This is a genomic window from Cutibacterium avidum 44067 (assembly GCF_000367205.1).
Lineage (GTDB): Bacteria > Actinomycetota > Actinomycetes > Propionibacteriales > Propionibacteriaceae > Cutibacterium > Cutibacterium avidum.
On the sequence record NC_021064.1, the window covers coordinates 1,341,023 to 1,366,030 of the forward strand.

General features: G+C 62.9%; 23 protein-coding genes, 1 tRNA gene and 1 pseudogene. 13 read left to right on the top strand and 12 right to left on the bottom strand.

What is annotated here, in order from left to right; genetic code table 11:
* Positions 1-14: 14 nt before the first annotated feature.
* Positions 15-1,028, bottom strand: coding sequence for an L-glyceraldehyde 3-phosphate reductase (gene mgrA, locus PALO_RS06115; RefSeq protein WP_004811602.1), 1,014 nt, complete (start codon positions 1,026-1,028; stop codon positions 15-17).
* Between the two features lie 44 nt (positions 1,029-1,072).
* Between mgrA and PALO_RS06120 the strand changes: the two genes are divergently transcribed.
* A complete protein-coding gene (locus tag PALO_RS06120) occupies positions 1,073-1,381 on the top strand; it encodes a hypothetical protein (RefSeq protein WP_004811603.1) in 309 nt (102 codons plus the stop codon).
* Positions 1,378-3,624: a glycoside hydrolase family 3 C-terminal domain-containing protein gene (locus PALO_RS06125; RefSeq protein WP_015582840.1), complete on the top strand. Its 2,247-nt coding sequence runs from the start codon at positions 1,378-1,380 to the stop codon at positions 3,622-3,624. Before PALO_RS06120 ends, PALO_RS06125 begins: the two co-directional genes overlap by 4 nt.
* Positions 3,625-3,724: 100 nt before the next feature.
* On the opposite strand, the gene PALO_RS06130 is transcribed toward PALO_RS06125, so the two are convergent.
* Together PALO_RS06130 and aceE are read right to left on the bottom strand one after the other, a co-directional pair.
* Entirely contained in the window at positions 3,725-4,129 is a 405-nt protein-coding gene (locus PALO_RS06130) for a DUF3052 domain-containing protein (RefSeq protein WP_015582841.1), read from the bottom strand.
* 116 nt (positions 4,130-4,245) lie between these two features.
* Positions 4,246-6,999 (bottom strand): pyruvate dehydrogenase (acetyl-transferring), homodimeric type, encoded by a 2,754-nt coding sequence (gene aceE / locus PALO_RS06135; RefSeq protein ID WP_015582842.1) that lies wholly within the window; start codon positions 6,997-6,999, stop codon positions 4,246-4,248.
* Between the two features lie 364 nt (positions 7,000-7,363).
* On the opposite strand from aceE, the gene PALO_RS06140 reads away from it, so the two are divergent.
* A complete protein-coding gene (locus PALO_RS06140; protein ID WP_071349083.1) occupies positions 7,364-8,467 on the top strand; it encodes a PucR family transcriptional regulator in 1,104 nt (367 codons plus the stop codon).
* Between the two features lie 19 nt (positions 8,468-8,486).
* Here the strand turns inward: PALO_RS06140 and PALO_RS06145 are convergent, their stop codons facing one another.
* Positions 8,487-9,932, bottom strand: a complete 1,446-nt coding sequence (locus tag PALO_RS06145; protein WP_041710051.1) for a sugar porter family MFS transporter — start codon at positions 9,930-9,932, stop codon at positions 8,487-8,489.
* Positions 9,933-10,089: 157 nt separating this feature from the next.
* Between PALO_RS06145 and PALO_RS06150 the strand changes: the two genes are divergently transcribed.
* The 6 genes from PALO_RS06150 to PALO_RS06175 all read left to right on the top strand — a co-directional run bounded on the left by PALO_RS06150 (position 10,090) and on the right by PALO_RS06175 (position 15,095).
* Complete coding sequence (locus PALO_RS06150; protein WP_015582845.1) at positions 10,090-10,452, top strand: NifB/NifX family molybdenum-iron cluster-binding protein; 363 nt, start codon at positions 10,090-10,092, stop codon at positions 10,450-10,452.
* On the top strand, positions 10,452-11,366 hold the full coding sequence (locus tag PALO_RS06155; protein ID WP_015582846.1) for a 2-dehydropantoate 2-reductase: 915 nt from the start codon (positions 10,452-10,454) through the stop codon (positions 11,364-11,366). Before PALO_RS06150 ends, PALO_RS06155 begins: the two co-directional genes overlap by 1 nt.
* Positions 11,367-11,553: 187 nt before the next feature.
* Positions 11,554-12,426: an ACP S-malonyltransferase gene (locus tag PALO_RS06160; RefSeq protein WP_036980153.1), complete on the top strand. Its 873-nt coding sequence runs from the start codon at positions 11,554-11,556 to the stop codon at positions 12,424-12,426.
* Positions 12,423-13,421 (top strand): beta-ketoacyl-ACP synthase III, encoded by a 999-nt coding sequence (locus PALO_RS06165; protein WP_004811612.1) that lies wholly within the window; start codon positions 12,423-12,425, stop codon positions 13,419-13,421. Before PALO_RS06160 ends, PALO_RS06165 begins: the two co-directional genes overlap by 4 nt.
* A gap of 81 nt (positions 13,422-13,502) precedes the next feature.
* A complete protein-coding gene (locus PALO_RS06170; protein ID WP_004811613.1) occupies positions 13,503-13,748 on the top strand; it encodes an acyl carrier protein in 246 nt (81 codons plus the stop codon).
* A 72-nt stretch (positions 13,749-13,820) separates the two neighbouring features.
* The gene (locus tag PALO_RS06175; RefSeq protein WP_004811614.1) at positions 13,821-15,095 is read left to right on the top strand and encodes a beta-ketoacyl-[acyl-carrier-protein] synthase family protein; all 1,275 of its coding nucleotides are present in this window, start codon (positions 13,821-13,823) and stop codon (positions 15,093-15,095) included.
* A 59-nt stretch (positions 15,096-15,154) separates the two neighbouring features.
* Here PALO_RS06175 and PALO_RS06180 read toward each other — a convergent pair whose 3' ends face one another.
* From PALO_RS06180 to PALO_RS06205, 6 genes are all read right to left on the bottom strand, one after another.
* Positions 15,155-15,658: a DUF3145 family protein gene (locus tag PALO_RS06180; protein ID WP_015582847.1), complete on the bottom strand. Its 504-nt coding sequence runs from the start codon at positions 15,656-15,658 to the stop codon at positions 15,155-15,157.
* A gap of 73 nt (positions 15,659-15,731) precedes the next feature.
* Positions 15,732-16,451, bottom strand: a complete 720-nt coding sequence (locus PALO_RS06185) for a YggS family pyridoxal phosphate-dependent enzyme (protein WP_004811616.1) — start codon at positions 16,449-16,451, stop codon at positions 15,732-15,734.
* 54 nt (positions 16,452-16,505) lie between these two features.
* Positions 16,506-17,468, bottom strand: coding sequence for a VWA domain-containing protein (locus PALO_RS06190; protein WP_004811617.1), 963 nt, complete (start codon positions 17,466-17,468; stop codon positions 16,506-16,508).
* A complete protein-coding gene (locus PALO_RS06195; protein WP_004811618.1) occupies positions 17,459-18,433 on the bottom strand; it encodes a VWA domain-containing protein in 975 nt (324 codons plus the stop codon). The genes PALO_RS06190 and PALO_RS06195 overlap by 10 nt, the downstream gene beginning before the upstream one ends.
* Complete coding sequence (locus PALO_RS06200) at positions 18,430-19,434, bottom strand: DUF58 domain-containing protein (protein WP_174266671.1); 1,005 nt, start codon at positions 19,432-19,434, stop codon at positions 18,430-18,432. The genes PALO_RS06195 and PALO_RS06200 overlap by 4 nt, the downstream gene beginning before the upstream one ends.
* 48 nt (positions 19,435-19,482) lie before the next feature.
* Positions 19,483-20,547: an AAA family ATPase gene (locus PALO_RS06205; RefSeq protein ID WP_238137860.1), complete on the bottom strand. Its 1,065-nt coding sequence runs from the start codon at positions 20,545-20,547 to the stop codon at positions 19,483-19,485.
* Between the two features lie 211 nt (positions 20,548-20,758).
* On the opposite strand from PALO_RS06205, the gene PALO_RS06210 reads away from it, so the two are divergent.
* Positions 20,759-21,679 carry a hypothetical protein gene (locus PALO_RS06210; protein ID WP_015582850.1) on the top strand — a complete coding sequence of 307 codons (921 nt, stop codon included), beginning with the start codon at positions 20,759-20,761 and terminating at the stop codon, positions 21,677-21,679.
* On the top strand, positions 21,679-22,476 hold the full coding sequence (locus tag PALO_RS06215; RefSeq protein ID WP_004811622.1) for an HAD hydrolase family protein: 798 nt from the start codon (positions 21,679-21,681) through the stop codon (positions 22,474-22,476). The genes PALO_RS06210 and PALO_RS06215 overlap by 1 nt, the downstream gene beginning before the upstream one ends.
* Positions 22,477-22,611: 135 nt before the next feature.
* Here the strand turns inward: PALO_RS06215 and PALO_RS06220 are convergent, their stop codons facing one another.
* Positions 22,612-23,646, bottom strand: a complete 1,035-nt coding sequence (locus tag PALO_RS06220; RefSeq protein WP_041710053.1) for an esterase/lipase family protein — start codon at positions 23,644-23,646, stop codon at positions 22,612-22,614.
* Between the two features lie 349 nt (positions 23,647-23,995).
* A tRNA-Ile gene (locus tag PALO_RS06225) sits at positions 23,996-24,069 on the bottom strand.
* Between the two features lie 171 nt (positions 24,070-24,240).
* Between PALO_RS06225 and PALO_RS12845 the strand changes: the two genes are divergently transcribed.
* Together PALO_RS12845 and PALO_RS13080 are read left to right on the top strand one after the other, a co-directional pair.
* Entirely contained in the window at positions 24,241-24,531 is a 291-nt protein-coding gene (locus PALO_RS12845; protein WP_015582852.1) for an arsenical pump membrane protein, read from the top strand.
* Positions 24,465-24,929 (top strand): annotated as a pseudogene (locus tag PALO_RS13080) (SLC13 family permease); the annotation flags it as partial. The gene PALO_RS12845 and the pseudogene PALO_RS13080, both read left to right, overlap by 67 nt.
* Between the last annotated feature and the right edge of the window lie 79 nt (positions 24,930-25,008).

A 25,008-nucleotide genomic window follows, 5' to 3' on the forward strand; every position in this document is an offset into this window, starting at 1 on the left:
GGACTGAAGTTATCTCAGCAGGCGTGATCAGCGAGCACCGACTCGATGTTCACCCTCTCGTCGTCGGTGAACGGTGTCGCTCCCAACGCGTCAAGGTCGGAGTCCAGCTGCGGCACCGAGGAGGCACCGACGATGACGCTGGTGATGCGGGAATCCCGCAGGATCCACGACAGAGCCATCTGGGCGAGGGTCTGGTCGCGGTCCTTGGCGATCTCATTGAGGGCTGAGACGGCGGCGCGGGTGGCGTCATCGATCTGCTCGGGACGCAGGGAAACCGCACCCATGCCAGCCCGGGACTGGGCCGGAATGCCCTTGAGATACTTGTCGGTGAGGATTCCCTGTGCCAACGGGGAAAAGCAGATGATGCCCATCCCCTCCTGCTCACAGGTGTCGACCAGGCCATCCTCGATCCAGCGGTCAAACATGTTGTAGCGCGGCTGGTGGATGAGAAGCGGGGTGCCGAGGTCGCGGGCGATGGCGGCTGCCTTCTCGGTCTGCTCCGGATCGTAGGAGGAGATGCCGACGTAGAGGGCGCGTCCGGAGCGGACGATGCGGTCGAGGGATCTCATGGTCTCCTCGAGCGGGGTGTCCGGGTCAAAGCGGTGGGAATAGAAGATGTCGACGTAGTCCAGGCCCAAGCGCTTGAGGGACTGGTCGCAGGAGGCGATGAGGTACTTGCGGGAGCCGCCTCCCTGTCCGTAGGGGCCAGGCCACATGTCGTAGCCCGCCTTGGAACTGATGATGAGCTCGTCACGGTAGGGCTTGAAGTCGGTGGCCAAGATGCGGCCGAAGTTGATCTCCGCCTGACCATAGGGCGGACCGTAGTTGTTGGCGAGGTCGAAGTGGGTGATGCCACGGTCGAAGGCACGACGCAGCACGGCACGCTGGGTGGACCCTGGGTGAAGGTCTCCGAAGTTGTGCCACAGGCCCAGGGAGATGGCAGGCAGCAACAATCCGCTGGTCCCGCAACGTCGGTACTCCATGGTGTCGTAGCGATCTTGGGCTGCCCCATAAGTGCTCACTGCCATGGCCTCAGCGTACCGAAAATCAGCCGTGGTGGGAGGACGCGTCAATGACCTCGCACATCGATCCCGAGCTCGACGAGATGGCCAAGGTGGGAGCGAGTCCCGGCCAGGTCACTAGTTCCTTCGCCATTGGCGTCGGCGTAGCCACATGGATAGATCTGATAGCCGACTCCGTCATTCCGTCACTGCCGGGGAGGCCGCACCTCCTGTTGCTGAAGGCGCCAAACCTACTGGTCCAGTTCGATCTTGCGATGCTGACTCATGATTCCGCCATGACAAGCCAGAACATCCTCTCCCCTAATCTGTCGCAGGCCAGGACGATAATGGTCTCGACGTTGACGAAGGAGCCAACATGACCCCAGCTGAGATCACCGACCTCATCTCCCAGCTCACCCTCGAGGAGAAGGCCTCCTTGTGCTCAGGAGGTGATTCCTGGCACCTCCAGACCGTCGAAAGGCTGGGGATTCCCGGACCGATGGTGACGGATGGTCCACACGGCCTGCGCAAGGTTGCCGACGGATCCATGGCAGGGATTTATGACTCCGTCCCCGCGACCTGTTTCCCCACCGCTGCTGGGTTGGCATCGACGTGGGATCCAGAGCTCGTCCATGACATCGGCGTGGCTCTGGGTGAGGAGACACGGGCCGAATCTGTGTCAGTCCTCCTTGGCCCTGGCATCAATATGAAACGCTCCCCGCTGTGCGGACGCAACTTCGAGTACTTCTCCGAGGACCCGGTTCTCGCCGGGACCTTGGCCACCGAGTTGGTGCGCGGCATCCAGTCCCAGGGAGTCGGCACCTCCCTCAAGCATTTCGCCGCGAACAATCAGGAGACCGACCGGCTGAGAGTCAACGCTGAGATTGACGAGCGCACTCTGCGCGAGATTTATCTTCCGGCCTTCGAGATGGTCGTGAAGCAGGCCGACCCCTGGACGGTGATGTGCTCCTACAACGCCATCAACGGGGTCTACTCCAGCCAGAATCGTTGGCTACTCACGGAGCTGCTGCACGAGGAATGGGGTTACAAGGGACTCGTCATCTCCGACTGGGGTGCCGTCGTCAATCGGGTCGAGGGGCTACGCGCCGGGCTCGATCTCGAGATGCCCGGTGACGCTCCGCGCAACGACGCCCGGATCGTCGAGGCTGTGCGTAGTGGCGATCTTGACGAAGAGATCCTCGACACCGCTGTGGCACGGATTCTCTCCCTCATTGCGCGGGCGTCGGCTGCCATGGCCGATCCCGGCAGTTACGACATCGAGGCCCACCACCAGCTTGCTCGTCGGGCGGCTGCTGCCTCGGTGGTGCTGCTCAAGAATGACGGGGACGTCCTACCACTGATCGACCCTGACGACGTCGTCGTCATCGGAGAGTTCGCACGCACCCCGCGTTATCAGGGAGCGGGGTCATCCAAGGTCAATCCGACTCGTGTTGACACCGCTCTGGACAGTCTGCGCCAGACCTGGGACGACGTCCCCTTCGCTCCCGGATTCACTCTCACCGACCTCACCGACCACCCCGATCCGCAACTGGCTGACGAGGCCGTATCTCTGTCCCGGGGCAAGACAGCTGTTCTCTTCCTCGGGCTTCCGGCCGTAGCCGAGTCCGAGGGATATGACCGCACGAACACCGATCTACCGACCGACCAGATCGACCTTCTGGCCCGGGTGAGGAAGGTCGCTTCCCATACGATCGTCGTCCTTTCCAATGGCTCATCGGTGGGCACTGCCGAGTGGGATGACCAGGCCGACGCCATCGTCGAGTGCTGGCTGGGTGGACAGGCCAGCGGATCCGGCGTCATCGATGTCCTGACAGGTAAGGTCAATCCATCCGGACACCTCGCCGAGACCATTACGAGAAAGCTGTCTGACATCCCTGCCCAGCTCAACTTCCCCGGAGAGTTTCAGCACGTCACCTACGGCGAGGGCAGGTACATCGGTTATCGCGGCCTCGATGCCACCGAACGCGAGGTCGCCTATCCTTTCGGCCACGGGCTAAGTTACACGACCTTTGCCTACTGCGACCTCGATCTACTCGTCCGGCCGGTCTCCGACGAAACTGCTCAGGACGAGACGGTGCTCACCGTCAGCTTCACCGTCTCCAATACCGGCGACCGCGCTGGTGCCACCGTCCCACAGGTGTACCTGGGATTTCCCGACGCTACCGTCGACCGTTGCGTACGCGAGCTCAAGGCCTTCCTCCGCGTGGAGCTGGACCCTGGCGAGAGCCGATCGATCACCATTGACCTCACCCGTCGAGACCTGTCCTACTGGGACATTCTGCTGCACTCATGGACCGTCGAACCAGGTACCGTCAGGGTTGAGGTGGGTATCTCCAGTCGTGACCTTCCACTGACCGGAGAGGTCATCCTCGACGCCCCGACAGTCCGCCACCCGCTGCGTCGCGATTCCACCGTGGCTGAGTGGATGGACGCGGATGAGGAGTTCGCCGCCAAGGTCCGGCGGGCCACCGAGCAGACCGGCATCAACCTTGACAGCGACCCGACAACGGCTGCCTTCATCCTTGCCATGCCGGCCTACAAGATGCTCCAGATGGCGCCAATCATGACGCCGGAGGAACTCGACAAGATGCTCGGCGACTGAGACGCGAGTCGGTGGCCCAGACGGGTCACCGATGCATGTCAGGGGAAGCGTGCCGCCGCACGCCCGGATGAGATCAGACCGAGTCAGAAAGTGGACCAGGTCAACGACGTCCACCACGGGGACGCAAGACCTTGTGGGCCTGCCAGTCCTCGCCGGCGTCATAACTGGTCGTCAGCACCATGCCAGCGGTGTCGACACCGTCGGAAAGATCTGCCGGATCGATGGTGCCAGGACGTCCCACCTTTGGGGTGACGAGCACGATGAAACCACCGTCGGAGAGGTCGCGCATGGCGTCCACCAGTCCATCGGCCACATCCCCGTCTTCGGCACGCAACCACAACCAGACGATGTCGACGGCATCGATCGAATCCTCGATCATGTCGCCGTCGATGATGTCCATGACCTCCTGGCGGAGATCCTCGTCAACGTCATCGTCCCAACCGAGCTCCTGAACCACCTGCCCGGCCTCGAGACCGATCTTGTCCAAATCGGTGCCGCTTCCCACGAATCCTCAGCTTCCTCACGTATGTGCGTCTGGCGCGAAAGACGCCTTGGAACAAGCGTGCCAGATGCGAGACGCGGAGGCCACCTCAGGGGTGACCTCCGCGTCGTCAGATTCGATCAGGCGTCGCCGCCGGCATTGCCGGACGACCCAGCGTTGACGTTGAGAAGGTCGTACTTCTCAGCCGCCTTGGCCGGCCAATCCTGCGGAATCTCACCCCGCTCGGCGAGCATCTGCAGGGCTCGGACGGCCATGGACGGTCCATCGATGTGGAAGAAGCGACGGGCAGCGGCGCGGGTGTCGGAGAACCCGAACCCATCGGCACCCAGGGACGCGTAGTCTCCCGACACCCACTGAGCGATCTGGTCGGGGACCTGACGCATGTAGTCGGTGGCCGCGACGACCGGGCCAGGGGCATCGGCCAGGCGCTGCACGATGTACGGAGTGCGCTTGCCCTGCTCAGGATGCAGGAAGGCCTGTTCCTCGGCATCCATGGCGTCACGACGCAGCTTGTTCCACGAGGTGACCGACCAGACGTCGGCAACGACACCGAAGTCGTCCTTGAGGAGCTTCTGAGCCTCAAGGGCCCACGGCACCGCGACGCCGGAGGCCAACAGCTGGACGCGACGGGCGTCCTCACCAACCCCCTCGAAGGAACCCTTCGACAGCAGGTACATGCCCTTGACGATGCCCTCGGCGTCGACTCCTTCAGGCTCGGCCGGCTGGACGATCGGCTCGTTGTAGACCGTCAGGTAGTACATGACGTTCTCGGGGTTCTCACCGTACATCTGTTCCAGACCGGCCTGGACGATGTGGGAGATCTCGTAGGAGTAGGCCGGGTCGTAGGAGACGACCGCCGGGTTGGTGGCAGCCAGGATCGGCGAATGGCCGTCCATGTGCTGGGTGCCCTCACCTGTCAGGGTGGTGCGCCCGGCGGTTGCGCCGATGATGAATCCCTTGCACATCTGGTCGCCGGCGGCCCAGAAGGAGTCACCGGTGCGCTGGAATCCGAACATCGAGTAGAACAGGTAGATCGGCACCATCGGCACGCCCTGGGTGGAGTAGGCCGAACCGGCAGCGATGAAGGCAGCCGTCGAGCCTGCCTCGTTGATGCCGGTGTGCAAGATCTGGCCGTTCTTGGCCTCGCGGTAGCTGAGCATGAGCTCGTGGTCCACCGGGGTGTAGTTCTGGCCGTGCGGGTTGTAGATCTTGATCGTCGGGAAGAACGAGTCCATGCCGAAGGTACGGGCCTCGTCAGGGATGATCGGGACGACGTGCGGGGCGAAGTTCTTGTCGCGCATGAGGTCCTTGAGCAAACGCACGAAAGCCATGGTGGTGGCGACTTCCTGCTTGCCCGATCCACGCTTGACACCGTCGAAGGCCTTCTGCTCCGGGATTGGCAGAGAGGTGAACTTCACGCGACGCTCCGGCACGAAACCGCCCAGAGCACGACGACGCTCCATGAGGTACTGGATGCGCTCATCGTCGGTGCCCGGGTGGAAGTACGGGGCGCGGTACGGGTCGGCCTCCAGGACCTTGTCGGAGATCGGGATCTCGAGACGGTCACGGAACTGCTTGAGGTCGTCGAGGGCCAGCTTCTTCATCTGGTGGGTCGCGTTGCGGCCCGCGAAGTGGGTTCCGAGGTCGTAGCCCTTGATGGTGCAGGCGAGCACCACGGTCGGAGCTCCCCTGAACTCGGTGGCGGCCTTGTAGGCGTTGTAGATCTTGCGATAGTCGTGGCCGCCGCGACGCAGCGCCCAAATCTGTTCGTCGGTCCAGTTCTCGACCATCTTGGCGGTGCGCGGATCACGACCGAAGAAGTGCTCACGGACATAGGCACCGTCGTTGGCCTTGAAGGTCTGGTAGTCGCCGTCACGAGTGTTGTTCATGATGTCGACGAGAGCGCCGTCGCGGTCAGCCTGCAGCAGCGGATCCCAGCCCGATCCCCAGATGACCTTGATGACGTTCCAGCCGGCACCACGGAAAACGGCTTCCAACTCCTGGACGATCTTGCCGTTGCCACGCACCGGGCCGTCCAGACGCTGAAGATTGCAGTTGATGACGAAGGTAAGGTTGTCGAGTTCCTCATTGGCGGCAACCTGCAGGAAGCCACGCGACTCCGGCTCGTCCATCTCGCCGTCGCCGAGGAAGGCCCAGACGTGCTGGTCGGAGCAGTCCTTGACACCACGGTTGGTGAGGTACTTGTTCATGGACGCCTGGTAGATGGAGTCCATCGGTCCCAGCCCCATAGACACCGTCGGGAACTGCCAGAAGTCGGGAAGCATGCGCGGGTGGGGGTAGGAGGGCAGGCCGTGACCAGTCTTCGACTTCTCCTGACGGAACCCGTCAAGATCCTCCTCACTGAGGCGTCCCTCCAGGAAGGCGCGGGCGTACATACCCGGAGCTGCATGACCCTGGAAGAAGACTTGGTCGCCACCACCGGGAGCGTCCTGTCCACGCCAGAAGTGGTTCTGGCCGACCTCGTAGAGGGTGACTGCGGAGGCATAGGTGGAAATGTGGCCACCGACGCCGATGCCGGGACGCTGAGCGCGATGCACCGTGATGGCGGAGTTCCACCGCAGCAGACGACGGATGTTCCGCTCGATCTCGGCGTCGCCGGGGTACTCCTCCTCGTCCTCGGCAGCGATGGTGTTGATGTAATCGGTGGAGGTGAGAGCCGACAGATCGAGATGACCGTGGCTACGAGCCCGCTCCAGCATCTTCAGCAACACGATCCGGGCACGGTTGGGACCGTCAGCCTCGACCATCTTGTCGAGGGATTCGATCCACTCCTGGGTCTCCTCGGGATCGATGTCAGGCAATGTTGTCGGTAGTCCGTTGAGGACTGGTCCACGTTCTTCGCGTGGGATCACGCTGGGTCCTTTCTCATCGACGTTGACGCGCTACCGGCGTCGTCACCGGTGACGGTTCGAGGTGGCAGCCCGAGGGCCCGCCGCCAACCTATTGTGTCGTGTTATGAAAGAAAAGTCACTTACAGATGTCGTAAATCGACTCAGCGCGAAATTCCTGCCTTGAGGCAGACGCGAGGAAGGACATCGCGGCCCAACCACATCCCCATTAGACTGTCCGACGTTTCGCCGGGGGGAGGCTCAGGTGGCCAGGAATGACATCACGCCGACGTCCGCGCGCCGAACGTCGAGTACCGGTCGCACCGTCGTCTCCTCTGACCGCACCCGCCGAGCCATCGCGAAGCGCTTGACTGCTCGCACCTCCGCCATGACAACCGCCACCCTCGAGGAGATGGGCCGTCGTCATTCCTGGTTCCGCGACCTCTCTGCCGAGGAGAGGTCGTGGATTTCGATCGTGGCCCGGTCCGGCATCGATGGCTTCGTGCAGTGGTTTGCTGACGACGACGCCGAGCCCTACTCCCCGACCGACGTCTTCGACGTGGCACCGCGATCCATGACTCGCAAGATCTCGCTGCACCAGACCGTCGAGCTGGTCCGCACCACGATCGACGTCGTCGAGGCTCAAATCGAGACCGAGATGCCACGCGGGGATCGCCAGGTCCTGCGTACTGCCATCGTCCACTACTCCCGAGAGGTCGCTTTCGCCGCTGCCGAGGTGTACGCCCGGGCCGCCGAGCGCCGCGGCACCTGGGACGAGCGACTGGAATCCCTCGTCGTCGATGCCGTGGTTCGCGCCGACGCCGACGAGCAACTCATCTCCCGCGCGTCCACCCTCGGATGGCGTCCCGGTATCAATCTGTGTGTCGTCGTGGGTCGTGCCCCGACCACTGAGCATGAACTGCACGTGCTGCGTCGCGACGGGGAACGGATGCAGATGACCGTGCTGGCCGCACTGCAGTCCGATCGCCTCGTCGTCATCCTCGCCAGTCAGAAACTCGTCGACGATCCGGCTGCGGTGGCTGCCACCGAAGCCTTGGCCGAGCATTTTGCACCCGGGCCCATCGTCGTCGGACCGGTCGTCGCTGACCTCACCCTGGCACCGGCCTCCGCTCGCGCCGCACTGTCAGGAGCCCGAGCCGCGCGAGCCTGGCCGGAGGGTCCGCGGGTCATGGCTGCCATCGACCTTCTGCCCGAGCAGGTTCTCTCCGGTGACGCCGAGGCCACTGCATGGCTCGTCGATGAGGTCTACACCCCGTTGGCCGCCGCGAGTGGGGACCTCATGGACACCACCGTCTCCTTCCTCGATCATGGCTGCTCGGTGGAAGGCACCGGTCGGGCCATGTTCATCCACCCGAACACGGTGCGCTACCGCCTCAAGAGGATCCAGGCCGTCACTGGCTACTCCCCATCGGACCCTCGAGAGGCTTATGTGCTACGACTGGCGATCACCCTGGGGCGGCTGACGAACTGATGCGAACCGGTCTCAGGGCTCACGCCATCGAAGATGGTTCAGTCTCAGGCCACCTCGCGCCGTTGTTCCAGTAGTCCTGGATTTCCTCAAGCGAACGACCAGAGGTTTCCGGGGCGTATCGCAGCAGGAATAGCAGCGCAAGGACGAGGAGTCCGCCATATACGCCGAAGGTTCCAGCAAGCCCGATGCCGTCGAGCATCACAGCTCCTAGTTGAGCAGTGATCGCATTGGCGACCAAGTCGGCGGTGAGCACCAAGGACGCACCGAGTGACCGGTAACGAGCCGGGAAGATCTCACCTGCGTAAACCCATACGATTGAACCGAATCCGAAGGTGAATCCCATCGTAAACAAGGACATGCCGATGAGGCCCATAACACCGGCTGCGGTGCCCTCGAAGCCGCTCACCAGATAGGTCACGATGAGAATAATCGTCGCAACGATCATCGTAGATATTCCCGTAATGAGTACAAAACGACGTCCCACCTTGTCGATAACCAGCATAGAGACGACAACACTTACCAACGACAGGAACTGAACCAGGGACGGCACAAGGTAGGTCGTCGCGGTATCCGTGAACCCCATTCGAGAATAGATGCCAGGCGCATAATAAATAGTGGCATTGATCCCGGTGATCTGAATTGAGAATCCTAGTACAATGGCAAAAATAGTGGTTCTGGCCATGCCGCCATGGAACATCTCACGCAATCGCCCCCACACAGATCCGGCGGGTTGGGACGACAACGAGTTTCGGGTCTCGTTGAGACTTGGTTCAACCAATTCTGCTACTTCAATGCGCTCCATTGCACGGCGAGCCTCCTCCTCTCGCCCCTTGAGCATGTACCACGACGGAGTTTCTTCAGTGCGAAACAGCATCAACAGGACGATGAATGCCGGGATGGCTGCCACACCGAGAATCCAACGCCATGTGTCCGTGGGCAGCAACAAGTACCCGACAAGGTAACCCAAAATAATTCCGATAACGCACGTCACCTGATACGCAGTCGCCAACCCGCCGCGCCGCGATGCCGGAGCGGATTCAGCAATAAACACCGGGACGACTGTAATGGAAAGCCCAATAGTTATTCCCAGGAGAACCCGCATCGCGAGGAACAACCCGGCAGACGGAGAGATGGCAGTCAAAATAGCAAAAACAGTGTAGCCAGCGGCAATAATGATCATCGATTTCTTGCGTCCAATGGCATTAGCCATGGGGCCGCCGAGAATAGCGCCAGCTATTTGACCCACGACCGACGCCGTGTTGATGGCACCATAGATACCAAAGTCCCGCTTCACGAACTGCAACGCAGCAGCGGTGTTAGAAATATCATAACCGTAGGTAATTCCCAGAGCTGCTGCTGTCACCGCCATGAAGACAGCCCTACGCATCTGGCTACCGTCCACGGCACCATCTGTCTCGTATCCTCCTGCCTTGACATTCCCCTGCGCAGGATCACTCGACGCCATATATTCCCTTTCTCCGAGCACTGAACTTCACGCACGCAATAACCGACCCGGCCAGCCCCCTAACACTACAGTTAACGGTCGCCATCCCGCTTCCCCGCGCCGCGCATCGAGTTTCTCTTGCCATCACACTTACCGTCCGGGAAGCTAGGCTCACGTTATGAACGTCATGATTCCAGTTCGCCCGGACGGCTCGGTGGAGCCCCGATTCGGCAAGGCACCCATGGTGGCCGTCGCACAGGTCGACGACAACGGTCACGTCACGCAGTGGCAGACCTTCGAGGTGGAATGGGACCGCCTCCACGACGAGGGCACCGAGGGCAGTCATCACGCTCGCATCGTCCGTTTCCTGCGCGAACACGAGGTCGTGGCATGCGTGGCCACTCACGCCGGAATGGGGATGCAGCGCACGTTGGCAGCGATGAAGGTTCCGCTGCTGCCAGCAACCCTCCCCGACGCCCGGGAATCAGTCGAACACGCGATGGTCGCCGCCTGCGCCGCCGTCAAGGATGAGGCGGAGTGATGAGAGCAGCTGTGATCGGCGCTGGAGCCATCGGCGCTTTCTACGGTGGCGTGTTGGCCGACGCCGGGGCCGACGTCTCCTTCGTCGCCCGTGGCAAGACCTTGGAAGCCATTCGCGAGCACGGACTGCGCATCGTCGGCAACACCGAGGTGACCCTCGATGTTCCCGCCACTGACAACTCTGCCGAGATCGGACAGGTCGATGTCGTGCTCATGTGTACCAAGACCTTCCAGGTAGCCGATGCCGCTCGTACCCACCTGTCTGCTCTCATGGGACCCGACACCCTCGTCGTCACGACCCAGAATGGCGTCATTGCACCTCGGGTGCTGGCTGAGATCATCGGCGCCGAGCACGTGGCCCCCGGTGTCTGCAGGGAATGGGTCAAGATCGTCGAGCCAGGCCTCATCATGGATCTGGGCGGGCCTCGCATGTTGGAGGTCTCGACGATGGACGACTCCCCCAATCCGATCATCGATGAGTTGCGAGCTGCCTGCGAAACGGCCAGCATCGTCTCCCCCGTCATCGACGACATCACCACCACGCTGTGGGTCAAGATGTGTTCCGTCGTTCCCCAGGGAGCCTGTGGAGCCGTCCTCGACGTCGCTCTGGGCGATCTACTCAGCACCTATCGCGACACCTTCGCCCGGTGTATTGACGAGACGGTGCATGTCGCTCGTGGGCACGGGGCCAAGATCGCCGACGACTTCGTCGAGAAGAACCTCAGGTTCCTCGCCGGACAGGATCCTGCCTCGACGACCTCATTCCAACGCGACATCCTTGCCGGTCGCCCCAGCGAGTATGCCGCCCAGGTCGGAGCCGTTCCCGGACTGGGTGACGAGGTGGGCGTCGACACCCCCGTCAATGATGTCATTGCCACTGTGCTGGGACGTCGGGAGGCCGCCAATCGGGCCTGATTCGAGACACACACCGGGTTTTGGAGGAACCCCCCTGTCCCTTTGTGAAAACCCCACAAAGGCAACCGTGGGTACTTCGTCGGTTCCATGTCTCGCCTCAGGGCCTGTCAGGGGGCAAAGTGGGAACGTGCTTGCAATCGTCGCTCCGGGCCAGGGAGCCCAGAAACCAGGATTCCTGTCGGACTGGATGTCCGACCCCACCTTCTCTGACCACCTCGCGTGGTTGTCAGCGGTGGCCGACATCGATCTGGTGACCCACGGCACGACCTCCGACGAGGCGACCATCAAGGACACCGCTGTCGCCCAGCCGCTGCTCGTCGCCGCCGCGCTGGCGACCGCCTGGTCGGTCGATCCCGAGATCTTCTCCAAGGCGGACCTACTGGCCGGACACTCGGTCGGCGAAATCGCTGCCGGCGCTGCCGCTGGTGCTTTCTCGGCCGAAGCCGCGATGGTTCTCGTCCGTGAGCGCGGCCGAGCCATGGCAGAGGCTGCTTCTCGCACCGCGACCTCGATGACCGCCGTCATCGGTGGCAAACCTGACGAGGTCCTGGCGGCCATCGAGGCTGCGGGCCTCACCCCGGCCAACCACAATGGCAAGGGCCAGATCGTCGCGGCCGGAACCGTCGAGCAGCTCGAGGCCTTCGCCGCTGAGCCGCCGGCTCGTACCCGACTCTTCCCGCTCTCGGTCGCCGGCGCCTTCCACACCGTTCACATGGAGCCTGCCGTCGACCACCTGCGCGAGGTCGCCGCGGCCATGCCGACGACCACCCCGTCGGTTGCCCTGCTGTCGAACCGCGACGGTGTCGTCGTCACGGACGGACGCGAGTTCGCTGATCGTCTTGTCAACCAGGTTGCCCACCCGGTGCGTTGGGACCTGTGCATGGACACCATGGCCGAGCGCGGCATCACCGGTCTGCTTGAACTCACCCCGGCTGGCACCCTGACGGGTATCGCCAAGCGCAACCTCGGGAATGTTGAGCTGTTCAACCTCAACACCCCAGACCAGATTCCGGCTGCCCGCGATTTCATCGCGGCCCATGCTGGCAAGGAGAATGCATGACAGCCATCAAGCCCCGCCCGGCGGACAGGTACTCGAAGTTCTTGTCCACCGGGTCAGTCCGCGGTTCGCGGGTCGTCACCAACGAGGAAATGTGCACCATGATCGACTCCACCCCGGAGTGGATCGAACAACGCACCGGTATCACCGAGCGTCGTTGGGGTACCGAGTCCGAGACCGTGTTGTCGATGGGCGCCGAGGCCGCTCGCACCGCCCTTGAGCGTTCCGGCCTCGAGACCTCGCAGATCGACGCCATCATCGTCGCGACCGTATCGCATCATCGTCCCTCCCCGAGCCTGGCGACCTACATCGCTCGCGAGCTCGGCCTGGGCAACGCCGCAGCCTTCGACCTCAACGGCGCCTGCGCGGGATTCTGCTACTCGACCGCTCTGGCCGACTCGATGATCCGCACCGGATCGTCGAACAACGTGCTCGTCGTCGGCGTCGAGAAGCTCTCCGAGATGACCAACCTCGATGATCGCTCCACTGCCTTCCTCTTCTCCGACGGCGCAGGGGCTGCAATCATCGGCGCGAGCGACGAGCCGGGAATCGGTCCGGTCATCTGGGGATCGCGCTCTGACCAGCTCAAGACCATCGAGATCGAAGACTGGGCAAGCGCCAGCGCCGATCCCAAGAAGGTCCACCCCCTCATCCACATGGAGGGCCGCGCGGTCTTCAAGTGGGCCATGACCGACGTCGCCAAGCGCTCCGCCGAAGCGGTGGCCGCGGCCGGGATCACCCCCGAAACCCTCGACGTCTTCATCCCGCACCAGGCCAATGATCGCATCACCGACGTCATCTGCCGTCACCTCAAGCTGCCCGAGTCGGTGACCATCTGCCACGACATCGCTGACATGGGGAATACCTCCGCCGCGTCCGTGCCGATCGCCATCGACCGTATGCTTCAGCGTGGGGAGGCCCACAGCGGCGACCTCGCCCTCATCATCGGTTTCGGAGCCGGACTGGTGTACGCCGGTCAGGTCATCCGGCTCCCCTGAGACCCATACTCATGACACGAACACCACCCACACACTTCGGGTCGATGGCCCGGGGAAATCACGAGAAAAGGAACAATCATCATGGCCGACAAAGACCAGATCCTCGCCGACATGGCTGACATCGTCAACGACATCACCGGTGTCGACCAGTCCGAGGTCACCCTTGAGAAGTCCTTCGTCGACGACCTCGACGTCGACTCCCTCTCCATGGTCGAGATCATCTACGCCTGCGACGAGAAGTTCGGCGTCGAGATCCCCGACGAGGAGTCCAAGAACATCAAGACCGTTGGCGACGCTGTCAACTACATCATCGAGCACAAGGGCTGATTCCAGGGTGTCCGGGGCGGATGAGTCCCGGACACCGGCCCGCACCAACCCATCACCGACACTGGAGAACTCATGAGCGACGTCGTCATCACTGGTTTCGGGGCCACCACACCGTTGGGACCCGATGCCCCCACCACATGGCAGGGGCTGCTGGAAGGTCGAAACGGGGTGCACACCCTGGACTTCGACTGGATGGACGACGTGCCGGTCAAGTTCGCCGCGTCAGCGGTGGACGAGCCGACGAACCACATCCCGCGCCCGCAGGCTCGCCGACTGGACCGTTCCAGCCAGCTTGCCCTGGTGGCAGCCAAGGAGGCCTGGGCCGACGCCGACCTGAAGCTTCCCGAGCCCGGCGACGATACCGGTGACTCCAACGGCATCGACCCCGAGCGTCTGGTGGTCTGCTGCGCCACCGGTATCGGAGGCCTGCATTCGCTGCTCGGCCAGTGGGACATCCAGAAGGACAAGGGGTTCAAGCGGGTCAGTCCGTTCACCGTCCCGATGCTCATGGCCAACGCGCCGGCCGCCAACATCGGTCTGCTGGTGCATGCCAAGGCAGGCGTCCACACCCCGGTGTCGGCCTGTGCCTCCTCATCGGAGGCCATCTCTCTCGGTCTGGACCAGATCCGTCTGGGACGTGCCGACATCGCCGTCGTCGGTGGCGCCGAGGCCATCATCCACCCGCTGCCGGTGGCCGCCTTCGCCCAGATGAAGGCGCTGTCGACCCGCAATGACGACCCCGAGCACGCATCCCGTCCCTGGGACGTCGACCGTGACGGATTCGTCATTGGTGAGGGTGCCGCAATCATGGTCATCGAGACTGAGGAGCACGCCAAGGCCCGCGGTGCCAAGGTCTACGGCACCCTGGCCGGATCGGGCATCTCCGCCGACTCCCACGACATCGTCCAGCCCGATCCGACCGGTTCAGGTCAGGCCTCCGCGATGCGCAAGGCCCTCCACTCGGCTGGGCTTTCCCCCTCTGACGTCAACCACGTCAACGCCCACGCCACCTCGACCCCGCTCGGCGACACTGCTGAGGCTCACTCCATCGCCTCGGTGCTCGGAGACGCCACCGATCAGGTGCTCGTCACGGGTACCAAGTCGATGACCGGGCACCTGCTCGGTGGAGCCGGCGCTCTGGAGTCCTTCGCCTCGGTAATGGCCCTGCTGGACCACAAGGTTCCCGGCACCATCAACATCAACCAGCTCGAGGAAGGGCTCAAGGTCAACATCGTCACCAGGACGACTGATCTGCCCGTCGGAGACCTCGTCGCCCTCAACAACTCCTTCGGGTTCGGCGGACACAACGTCACCCTGGCGTTCACCAACGCCAACGCCACCCGCTGATTCAATCGCACCAGGCTCCGGTCACCGTTCGTGACCGGGGCCTCGTCATGTCTCAGGAGTCAGCCGACCTCACGAGCAAGCCACGAGACGTCCAGGGACGGGTCACAGGCCCGGTATGCCTCCAGCTCGACGTCCCACGGTTCACCAAGCAGGTCACAGATCTCGTCCTCGAGACGAAGTCCTGTCCTTCGTGCCGCGGTCACGGCGGCTCGCAACCTCATCTCGTCGACGAGAACCGAACCGGCCTCGTCCGTGTGGGCGGAGAAAATACCCAGGCTCGGTGTCAGGCTCCAACGATGCGGAACGGCACCGGTCTCCACCGTCATCTCGACGCGTACCCGCTGCCATGCCGCCAGGGTGGAGATGAACTTGCCGGCATCGACGACGTCCCCGCGCCACGGCGTCTCTGTACGCCACGTCCCGGGTTCCACCGGCTGGCTGGTCCAGCGCAGCGGCGCGGGCACGACGAAAGCGGCATCGGCGGCCCATTCGATGTGGCTGCGCAATGCTGTCGGTGCCGAGTGGATGAAGAGGGTTCCACTGGCCAGCTGTGTTGTTTCCACGGTCGTCCTCCCGGTACCACGTGCCTTCCCCTGCAGCGGTACGGACGGACACCTCAACCATAGACGACCGGATTCAGGGACGCCAGATCTCCGCGGGATCGGTCCTGGCACCGAAGATGTCGGTGCCGATACGCACCTGGGTGGATCCGTGGGCGACCGCGATTTCCAGATCTCCTGACATTCCCATGGACAGTTCTGACCAGTCGGAGACCTCGTTGACCTCCTGGCGCAGCTTCTCCTGCACCCCAACCACGACGTCGAAGCAATCAGCCACCGCCTTCGGCTCGGAACTGTTGAGGGCCACCGTCATGAGGCCTCGCACGTCCAAGGAGTCAAAAGCCGCCAATTCCTTGGCGAAGTTCACCGCCTCATCAGGGGCAATACCGGACTTCTGGGGCTCGACCGAGGAATTCACCTGCACCAATACCCGAAGCTGGCGTCCTTCCTTCTGCAACCTCTTGTCGAGTTCGCGAGCCACCTTGAGGGAGTCTAAGGCCTGGAACTCGGTGGCGAATCGGGCGACATATTTTGCCTTGTTGGTCTGCAGACCGCCGATGACGGCCCACTCCAGCCCGGGGTGATCGGCGTCCATGAGTTCTGACTTCGCCAGGGCGTCCTGCACCTTGTTCTCCCCGAAGAGTCGGTACCCCGCCTCGTAGGCTTCTTCCACCATGCTGGGAGGCTTGGTCTTGGACACCGGCAGCAGGGATACCTCGCCGGGGTCGCGATCACAGGCCCGGCAGGCGTCGTCAATGCGGGTACGTACAGCCGTCAGATTGTCGGCCACACTCATGGTGACTCCTTCTACGAAGACATCGAAGAATCTACTCCCGATCAGGACGACAAATCAGGGCCACCGGGCACACAAGCTGATGACGGAAGCCGCCGTCAACACCATGAGGGCCAGAGCGACGCCAACATATTTGTCGGTAACCTCGCCGAAGACCTTCTCGTAGCCGACCGACTGAGCGATCGACTTGTAGACGTCGGAGAGCTGACCCAAGGATTCCGCCGAGAACTTCTCTCCTCCGGACGCTTTCGCCACTGCGGCGAGTTCATAGTGGTTGACCGGAACGGCCTGGCGCTGGCCCCCCTGAACGACATATCCGTTGGCGGTTCCGTAAGCGATGGTGTACACCGGCACATGCTCGCGTGCGGCTTCCTTGGCGGCGTCAAGGGAGGGACGCCCAATGTTGGTGGCGCCGTCCGACAACAGCACGACTGCCGCAGGAGGCTTACGTCCAGGATGCTTCGGGTCATCCGGCACCAGTTTCAAGGCGTTGAGGGAGGAATAGATCCCATCGCCGATGGCGGTGGACGGCATCACCTGGAGGTTGGAGATCGCGGTCGACACCGCAGTCCGGTCGGTGGTGGGAGGCACCACGATCTGCGCGGAGGCCGCGAACTTCACCAGCGAGACATTGAATCGTGGCGGCAGGTCGCCGACGAACTCCTTGGCCGCGGTCTTGGCCGCAGAAAGCCGGGACGGATCGACGTCGGTGGACACCATGGACCGTGAGACGTCCATGGCGACGACGACCGTCGCTCGATCTCGTGGCACCTCGTGGTAGGCCTTGGGCTGGGCGAAGGCCAACACCATGGTCGCCATCGACACCACCGACAGCCCCATCGCCACATGCTGCTTCCATGGGCGGGAGCTGGACAACAGCCTCTTGAGTTCATTGCCGCCCTGCTGCGGCTGGCGACGCCACATGACGACAATCAGATAGACGACGAGGAACGCAAGCGGCACCAGCAGCCACCAGAGGCGTCCCGGACGTCCGAAAGCGATGAGTGTCATCACGGCCATCCCACCGCCACCGACAGCGTCGCCAACCCTGAGACGACGGCGAAGCAGAAGGCATAGAAGGCCCAGGTTGCCGTCACCTCCTTCTTGACCGGTTCGTAACCCACCGAGGAGTGCACCTGCTCGTAGACCTCCTGGAGCTTGTCAGCCGAGTCCGCGGACCAGGACCGACCGTCAGTACGGTCAGCGATGGCCGACAGGAGCTTGGTGTCGGGAGCGACCCTTTCCCGATTCCCGTCGAGATCGACGTAGCCGGTCTCGGTGCCGAAGGCAATGGTGTACACCGGCACCTTGGCTGCGGCAGCACGAGTGGCGGCAACCATCGGCGACCCGCCCTGGGTGTTGCCGCCGTCGCTGAGCATGACGATCGCTGCCGGAATGGGATCCTTGGAGTCCTTGGCTCCCGGAGCCATCTTGACAGCCTCGATGGACTTGTCGATGGCCCCGCCAAGAGCGGTACCGTCCTGCAGCTCAATGCCGTCGACGGCACGCAGTACGGTGGGTCGGTCGGTCGAGGGGGGCATCCGAATCTCGGAATGCTCGGAGATGCTCACCACCGAGACGTTGAACCCCTCCGGAAGGCTGTTGATGAAGTCCTTGGCCTTGGCCTTGGCAGCTGCGAGACGATTGGGCGAGACGTCCTCGGCCTTCATGGACAAGGAGGCGTCGATGGCGACCACGATCGTGGCGCGATCGCGCGGCACCTTCTCGATGCCCATCGGACGGGCCCACGCGAAGATGGTCGTCGCCAGGCACAGCAGCGCGGCAGCAACGGCGATGTGTCTCTTCCACTGCGGCTGCCTGCTCATCACCGAACCGAGGATCGCGGTATTGGTGAACCTCATCGCGGTTGAGCGACTGCGGTGCAGGGCCCAGATGTAGAAGATCAACAGCGCCGGGATGATCAACAGCAGCCACAGGACCCACGGGGTCTTGACCTCAGGCAGACCCAGGAACAATGGCGTCACTTCGTCACCCCCTGCGGAGGCTGATGCAGGATGGCCGCAGTGCGGCGGTACCCGAGCACGAAGCGGGCAATGTCGGTGACCCAGTCGGAGTCGGTGCGTAATTGCAGATGACCGGCTCCAGCTCGGCGAATGGCAGCCGCGACCCGCTCGCGCTGAGCCCGGGAAGCCGCATTCATGCGCTCCCGGGTGGCCTTGTCGGCGGTATCGACGTAGTGGGCGAAGGAGGTTTCTGGATCTCGCACCATGACATCACCCACGTCAGGGAAATCAACCTCGGCAGCGTCAACGACCTCGATGCACAGCACCTGGTTGCGCACCGAGAGCCTTCGCAGGGACCGTTCCCAGTCGGGGCGGTTGTTGGGGTCGAGCGTGTTGTCGCCCGGGGAGAGGAAGTCCGAGACGACCACCTTCATGCCTCGGCGTCGGCCCGATGCAGCCAGGTTCTCGATCCCCTTGGCCAGGATCATGTCACCAGCTGCATTGTCGGCGACGATCGGTTCGGTCAGCATCGAGCGCAACAAGCCGTAGAGGGCAGTTCTGCCAGAGCGCGCTGGCAGACGACGCACTGAATCCGGACGCATGATGAGGCCACCGAATCGGTCCCCCATCCGCTGGGACAGGAATCCGATGGTGGCAACCGCTGCGATCCCCAGATCACGCTTGGTCATGGACACGGTGCCCCAGTTCATCGACCCGGTGACGTCCAGCAGGGCCCACACCTCGAGCTCGCGATCAGCGATGGTCTCTCGTACATGTGGAACGGTGGTACGAGCGGTGACGGCCCAGTCCATCATGCGCACGTCGTCCTGGCCGGGCTCGTAGGGGCGGGCATCATTGACGTCAGCCCCGGTGCCCGGGAGCAGACCGAGGTGGTCACCATGCAGGAAACCCTCCAGACGACGCACGATCGTCAGCTCCAGTCGGCGCAACGCAGCCTCGGGGGCGAGCTGATTGAGCGGCAGGGTCGCCCCCGTGGGCGGACTCACCAGGGTCTGCGCCACCGACGGTGGCTGCGGATCGCGAAATGTCGGTCGCGTCATGGGGACGCCTCAGTGCTGGACAGGCGGAGTCGTCGGAGCGGGGTACTGGCCCAAGTCGTCGGGGTAGCTGTGCTGCTGGTGGGCGGCCTGGCGCTGCTCCTCGTTCCATACCGGGGTGGGCGGCGGAACCATGGCGACAACCCGCTCGATGGCGTCCGAGGCCGAGACGTTGTCAGCGATGGCGTCGAAGCTGAGCACCAGACGGTGGGCCATGACGTCGACGGCGACGGCCTGGACGTCGGTGGGAAGGACGTAGTCACGACCATGAACGAGGGCCAGGGCACGCGCAGCGGCAATCAGACCGAGGGTGGCGCGTGGTGAGCAGCCGATCTGGATGACGTTGGCGAGGTCCGGCATCCCGAAATCGCCCGGATTACGGGTGGCCAGCACCAGCCGGACCACGTATTCGGCGACGAGGTTGTGAACAAAGACGTCGGAGGCCATGTCCTGCAGGGCTATGACGGTCTCGGGAGTCAGCACCTGCTGGGGCTCGGGAGCCTTGACGCTCATCCGGAGCAGGATCTCGAACTCCTCGTTGCCTCGCGGGTAGGGAACGTCGATCTTGAGTAGGAAACGGTCGCGCTGGGCTTCCGGGAGCGGGTAGACGCCCTCAGACTCCACCGGGTTCTGGGTGGCAATGACGCTGAAGGGGTGCGGGGCCGGGAAGGTCTGTCCTGCGATGGACACTTGCTTCTCGGCCATGAGCTCGAGCATCGCCGACTGGACCTTGGCCGGAGCTCGGTTGATCTCGTCGGCCAGCACGAAGTTGACGAAGACCGGGCCGAGCTCGATGTCGAAGGTCTCCTTGGAGGCCGAGTAGATGCGGGTGCCGACGATGTCGGAGGGGACGAGGTCCGGGGTGAACTGCACTCGGGCGAAGTTACCGCCGAGGACCGTCGCGAAGGAGCGCACCGCCAAGGTCTTGGCGACACCGGGAACACCTTCCAGAAGGATGTGGCCCTTGGCCAGCACACCGACCATGAGCTGTTCGACCATGCGTTCCTGGCCGACGATGACCCGCTGGACCTGCCCGATGGCCTGCCCGATGAGGCGAGCGGCCTCGTCATTGGACATCGGGGCGTCCTGGTTGCCCTTGCCGATGTCCTGACCATCCGAGTAGTGCTGGGTGCTCACTGACGTCTCCTGCCTGGTTTGCGCATGACCCGTGACGGGCCCGCACTCACGATACCGTCAGAGTGCCGCAGCCCAAGAACGGTGAGAAATCACCAAGTGCGAACGCCTGTCGTTCGGAGGTCACGGCTGGAATGTGGTGAGATGGTGGGCGATGTCGAGTAACCCGTGGCCCATCGAGGCCCTGCCACTGGAACCGTGCGACCCACCGAGGATCGACGAGTTCTGGCTCGATGTCCGTGTTCTCGCGATGGCCTCGGGCACTGTGTTCCGGGCCCATGATGACGACGGCCGGGCCGTCCTCATCATTCTGTTGTCCCATGGCGCCGCGAGTGATCCGGCTTCCTGGGACCGGTTGGCGGGGGAGGTCAACCACCTGCACTCCGAGACCGTCATTGCTCGCGGTGGCGCGGGACAGAACTCTGGACGCTTGGGCGAGTTGTACCGCCCTGTGACTGGTCCGGACGGGGCTGGCGGTGAGTCCCTGGCCCCGTGGGTGGCCTTGGTCCATGACGGGTCGGCAGCAGCGGTGGCCGAGGCCCGACGCATCCTGGAAGCCGTCGACATGTCGGCCCTCTCGGGATCGTCAGTTGCAGGCCCGAATTTCCGGTTGCACTGGATCGACGACACCCTTCCCGGCCGGGTGCGCGCCTGGCCGCTGCCGTGGCCGGGTCGTCGTGACAGGGTCGGCTGGTCGACGACTGTGGTGGCATGGCTGCTCACAATCTTCATCGCCCTGACTGGTCTGCTCATCGCGGTGCTGTTGTTCCAGAACGTGCCGCCCACTCCCCCGCCTCCACCGGTTCCGACCTCTGCCTCGTCGAGTAGTTCTGCCAACAGTTCTTCGAGTCCCGGCCCGAGCCAAGGATCGAGCCAGAGCGCGTCTCCGTCGTACAGCAGCGTGTCGCACAGTGCCACGCCGAGCGAGTCGCAGTCCCCGTCAACGGGTAGGAGCGCATCGCCGAGCATGTCGAACAACCCATCAAGGAGTCCGTCGCGCACCCCGTCGATGCAGTCGCCGGGAGCCGGCACCGGTACGTCGTCGGGATCTCCGACCGGGCGAGGAAGGTTGTGATGGTCTCACTCATCGCCACTGATTTGGACGGCACCTTTCTGGGCGCTGACAAGATGCCCAGCGCCGAGAACACCGAGGCGATGCTCGCTGCGGCCGAGACAGGGGTCCACGTCGTCTTCGCCACTGGACGGCCCTACCGCTGGTTGACGGTTCTCGACCCGTTCCGCTCAATCCATCCGACCCTGCTGGCCTCAAATGGGGCGGTGAGCGTCGATGCCACGACCGGCGAGGTCCTCCATGACATCTTCATGAGCCCCACCAGCGTCGCCGAGATCATTGCCGATGTCCGCGAGGCTCTGCCTGAAGCTCTGTTCTGCACCGAGGAGGCCACCCAGTGGTTCGCCGACGAGGGATTCGATCGCTGGCAGATTGGCGGCCCTCCGGACGGCGAGGGGCCGATCGAGAACTTCCTGGGAGGCGATCGCCGCATCGTCAAGCTGTTGGTGCGTACCTTCAACTTCCCCAGCGACAGGCTCTTCGACGTCGTCAATCCCATCGTGGGCGACCGCGGCACGGCGACTTTTTCCGCCACCATGACGAACGGTCTCGTGGAGATCGCGGCTCCCGGGGTTTCGAAGGGAATGGCGTTGGCCCAGGTTTGTCAAGATCTCGGCATTGACCCGTCTGACGCCGCAGCTTTTGGTGATATGCCCAACGATCTCACCATGCTGGAGTTAGTGGGGCATCCGTATGTCGTCTCGGACGCCCACCCAACATTGCGTGATCGTGGATTCCCCATCATCGGAAACCATGACGAGTCTGCGGTGGGACGACAGATACGGATTTTGCTGGGTTGATTCGCGTCATGGCCAATCCAATGCGGCCCTCATGCCTACGAGCCATAACCGCCATGACATCGTTAGCGCTGGTTGCCAGGATGGTAACCAGCGCTAACAGGACTCATCGCACCAATGAAGCAGCAGCGATAACGATCACTGGATGAACCCCGGCACGTATACGCAGCGGATGGCCTTGGCCTTGTCAGGAAGCAACGTGTTGAAGACGACCTGGAAGGCAACGGGGTCATAGGTGAACCCGAAATGATCAGTGTGGTCCTTGGCACACACTGATTGCATGGTGATGTTCGTTACTCCAGACTCACGGATGAATGCGTTGGTGTATGGAGTCACCACATCGTCATACTTGGTACTGATGACGGTGTACCGGACACCCGGTGCGGTCATCCCACCGTCATTGAGTTCACCCAGGAAGCGAGAGCCCGCAAGCTGCTGCGGAAGCGACTCATAGTTGTGCCTATCCGCATAGTTCTGCAAAGCCCGAGCGCTCAGGCTTCCGGGCCGGTCGAGGCCAACGGAAGTAGCCAAACCGTAGACACTGGTGCCTTTATTGGAGGGGACGAGACCAATCAGATGGTTGACGACCCGGTCTCCTCCAAACCACTTGATATAGGCACGAGGGAGGGGGCCTCCACCCTGGGAATGCCCCACCAGGTCAACCTTTTCGGCTCCGGTCGCTGCCCGTACTTTCTCAACATAGTGGGCCAGGAACGCGGCACTGGAACGAATGTCGCCAGTGGTGGCAGCCCATTCGCGATCAGGGTTCGTTTGAATGTTGTAGTTGAAGGTGAATACGCACAGACCGGCCAATTTGAGCTCAGGCGCGTAATATGACCACGTGGCGAATGCGTCCTCACCGGTGCCCGGGATGAGGACGACGGGTCGAGTACCTGACGCAGGCTTACACGTGAAATCGTTAGCTCCCTTTGGATTCGTACCCACATGCGTGTGTGAATAATGGGAAGCCACCGGCCAGGTGCGAAACTGTGGCCCCGTGCCATTCGACGGGACGCCATCCGGGCTATGCGGAGCAGCGACGCCACCGGGATGATCGGGAGTGATTCCCGAATCCGTAGCCCATGAGGTGTCGGCTGCCATCGTCATCGGTAGCGCAGTAGCTGCCGCAGTGAGGACGGCGAGAACCGACCTACGTAGCTTGGTAGATCTCATGAATGACACTCCTTGTCGATCAATAACCTGACTCCCATGCCCAGGCGACGATCACACTACCGAGGGGATGGTGCATTTCAGTACACCATTGCCAAAACGACCAATTATGTAGCCCCTGAAGTGTCCCAATGTACAGTTTTCCGCTTCACGGCAGACTCATACCCGTCATTTAACTGACACCTGAACATCCGATTGACTGATTTCTTTCATCATGCGAATGAATGACCAGCCACGACACCTTCATTCCGCGCTCGACGGACGATTTCACACCTCGAAGCCACGAAACCCATAACCGCAGTGGCGGTTGCTAGCCAGGGACTACCCAGGCAAATTGCAGGATCGTATGAAGTGGGGCGTGCGGGGCTCGAACCCGCGACCCAGGGATTATGAGTCCCCTGCTCTGACCGGCTGAGCTAACGCCCCGAGACGAATGACCACCTTACCGGGTAATGCTGATGGCAGCATCCTCCTCGACCCCGCCATGGCAATGTGATCGTGCTTCATGTCAGCCATCACCAACACTTTTCATCGCCCACCGTCGCCACTCTCCGATAGCATTCAGCGGCGACGTCGTGGTTGGCTGAGACACTCAGCGTGGCAGTCCTCGTCACCGTGATGATCTTCGCCCTCGTCCGTCCGCACGGTCTGCCGGAGGCAACGACCGCAGTGCCGGGAGTTCTGCTGCTGTGCCTCGTCGGAACCATCAGTTGGTCCGATGCCGGCCACCAGGTCACCACCATGGGACCTACCGTCATCTTCCTGGCAGCGGTCCTCGCCCTGTCCGAGCCGAAGGGGTCTTCCGCTACTCCGGCAAGCTCATGGCCACCCACGCGAGGTCCTCCTCGAATCGCCTTCTGTTGTGGGTCTTCATCGTGGCGTCGGTGACGACGGCGGTTCTCAGCCTCGACGCCACCATCGTCCTGCTGACACCGATCGTCCTGACGACGACGAGACGACTCGAGGCCCGACCTGAACCACACCTGTACGCCACCGCACATCTGGCCAATACGGCGTCCCTGTTGCTGCCGGTGTCCAACCTCACGAACCTGCTAGCGGTGGCAGCCGTGCCCGAACTCACCTTCGGACGCTTCACCGCCGTCATGGCCCTGCCATGGCTGTTATCCATCAGCATCGAATGGTTGGCGATGCACATCGAGTTCCGTGAGGAACCTTCCGGAAAGATCACCGCAGGGGTCGAAAAGCAGCAACGCGCCCCGATCACAGCCCTCATCATCCTCGGACTCACCCTGGCCGGATTCGCGGTGTGCTCGCTGCTGGGGACCGAACCTTTCTGGGCCGCTCTGGGAGGCGTCCTCGCCTTGATGGTGCTGAGTTCCGTCCATCACAGCGGGAACTTCGCAG

What these genes read in the sequence shown, in the direction of transcription:
- mgrA (WP_004811602.1), bottom strand. Translation starts at nt 1,028, where the DNA reads ATGGCAGTGAGCACTTATGGGGCAGCCCAAGATCGCTACGACACCATG.
- PALO_RS06120 (WP_004811603.1), top strand. Translation starts at nt 1,073, where the DNA reads ATGACCTCGCACATCGATCCCGAGCTCGACGAGATGGCCAAGGTGGGA.
- PALO_RS06125 (WP_015582840.1), top strand. Translation starts at nt 1,378, where the DNA reads ATGACCCCAGCTGAGATCACCGACCTCATCTCCCAGCTCACCCTCGAG.
- PALO_RS06140 (WP_071349083.1), top strand. Translation starts at nt 7,364, where the DNA reads ATGACAACCGCCACCCTCGAGGAGATGGGCCGTCGTCATTCCTGGTTC.
- PALO_RS06145 (WP_041710051.1), bottom strand. Translation starts at nt 9,932, where the DNA reads ATGGCGTCGAGTGATCCTGCGCAGGGGAATGTCAAGGCAGGAGGATAC.
- PALO_RS06150 (WP_015582845.1), top strand. Translation starts at nt 10,090, where the DNA reads ATGAACGTCATGATTCCAGTTCGCCCGGACGGCTCGGTGGAGCCCCGA.
- PALO_RS06155 (WP_015582846.1), top strand. Translation starts at nt 10,452, where the DNA reads ATGAGAGCAGCTGTGATCGGCGCTGGAGCCATCGGCGCTTTCTACGGT.
- PALO_RS06160 (WP_036980153.1), top strand. Translation starts at nt 11,554, where the DNA reads ATGTCCGACCCCACCTTCTCTGACCACCTCGCGTGGTTGTCAGCGGTG.
- PALO_RS06165 (WP_004811612.1), top strand. Translation starts at nt 12,423, where the DNA reads ATGACAGCCATCAAGCCCCGCCCGGCGGACAGGTACTCGAAGTTCTTG.
- PALO_RS06170 (WP_004811613.1), top strand. Translation starts at nt 13,503, where the DNA reads ATGGCCGACAAAGACCAGATCCTCGCCGACATGGCTGACATCGTCAAC.
- PALO_RS06175 (WP_004811614.1), top strand. Translation starts at nt 13,821, where the DNA reads ATGAGCGACGTCGTCATCACTGGTTTCGGGGCCACCACACCGTTGGGA.
- PALO_RS06185 (WP_004811616.1), bottom strand. Translation starts at nt 16,451, where the DNA reads ATGAGTGTGGCCGACAATCTGACGGCTGTACGTACCCGCATTGACGAC.
- PALO_RS06190 (WP_004811617.1), bottom strand. Translation starts at nt 17,468, where the DNA reads ATGGCCGTGATGACACTCATCGCTTTCGGACGTCCGGGACGCCTCTGG.
- PALO_RS06205 (WP_238137860.1), bottom strand. Translation starts at nt 20,547, where the DNA reads ATGTCCAATGACGAGGCCGCTCGCCTCATCGGGCAGGCCATCGGGCAG.
- PALO_RS06210 (WP_015582850.1), top strand. Translation starts at nt 20,759, where the DNA reads ATGTCGAGTAACCCGTGGCCCATCGAGGCCCTGCCACTGGAACCGTGC.
- PALO_RS06215 (WP_004811622.1), top strand. Translation starts at nt 21,679, where the DNA reads ATGGTCTCACTCATCGCCACTGATTTGGACGGCACCTTTCTGGGCGCT.
- PALO_RS06220 (WP_041710053.1), bottom strand. Translation starts at nt 23,646, where the DNA reads ATGAGATCTACCAAGCTACGTAGGTCGGTTCTCGCCGTCCTCACTGCG.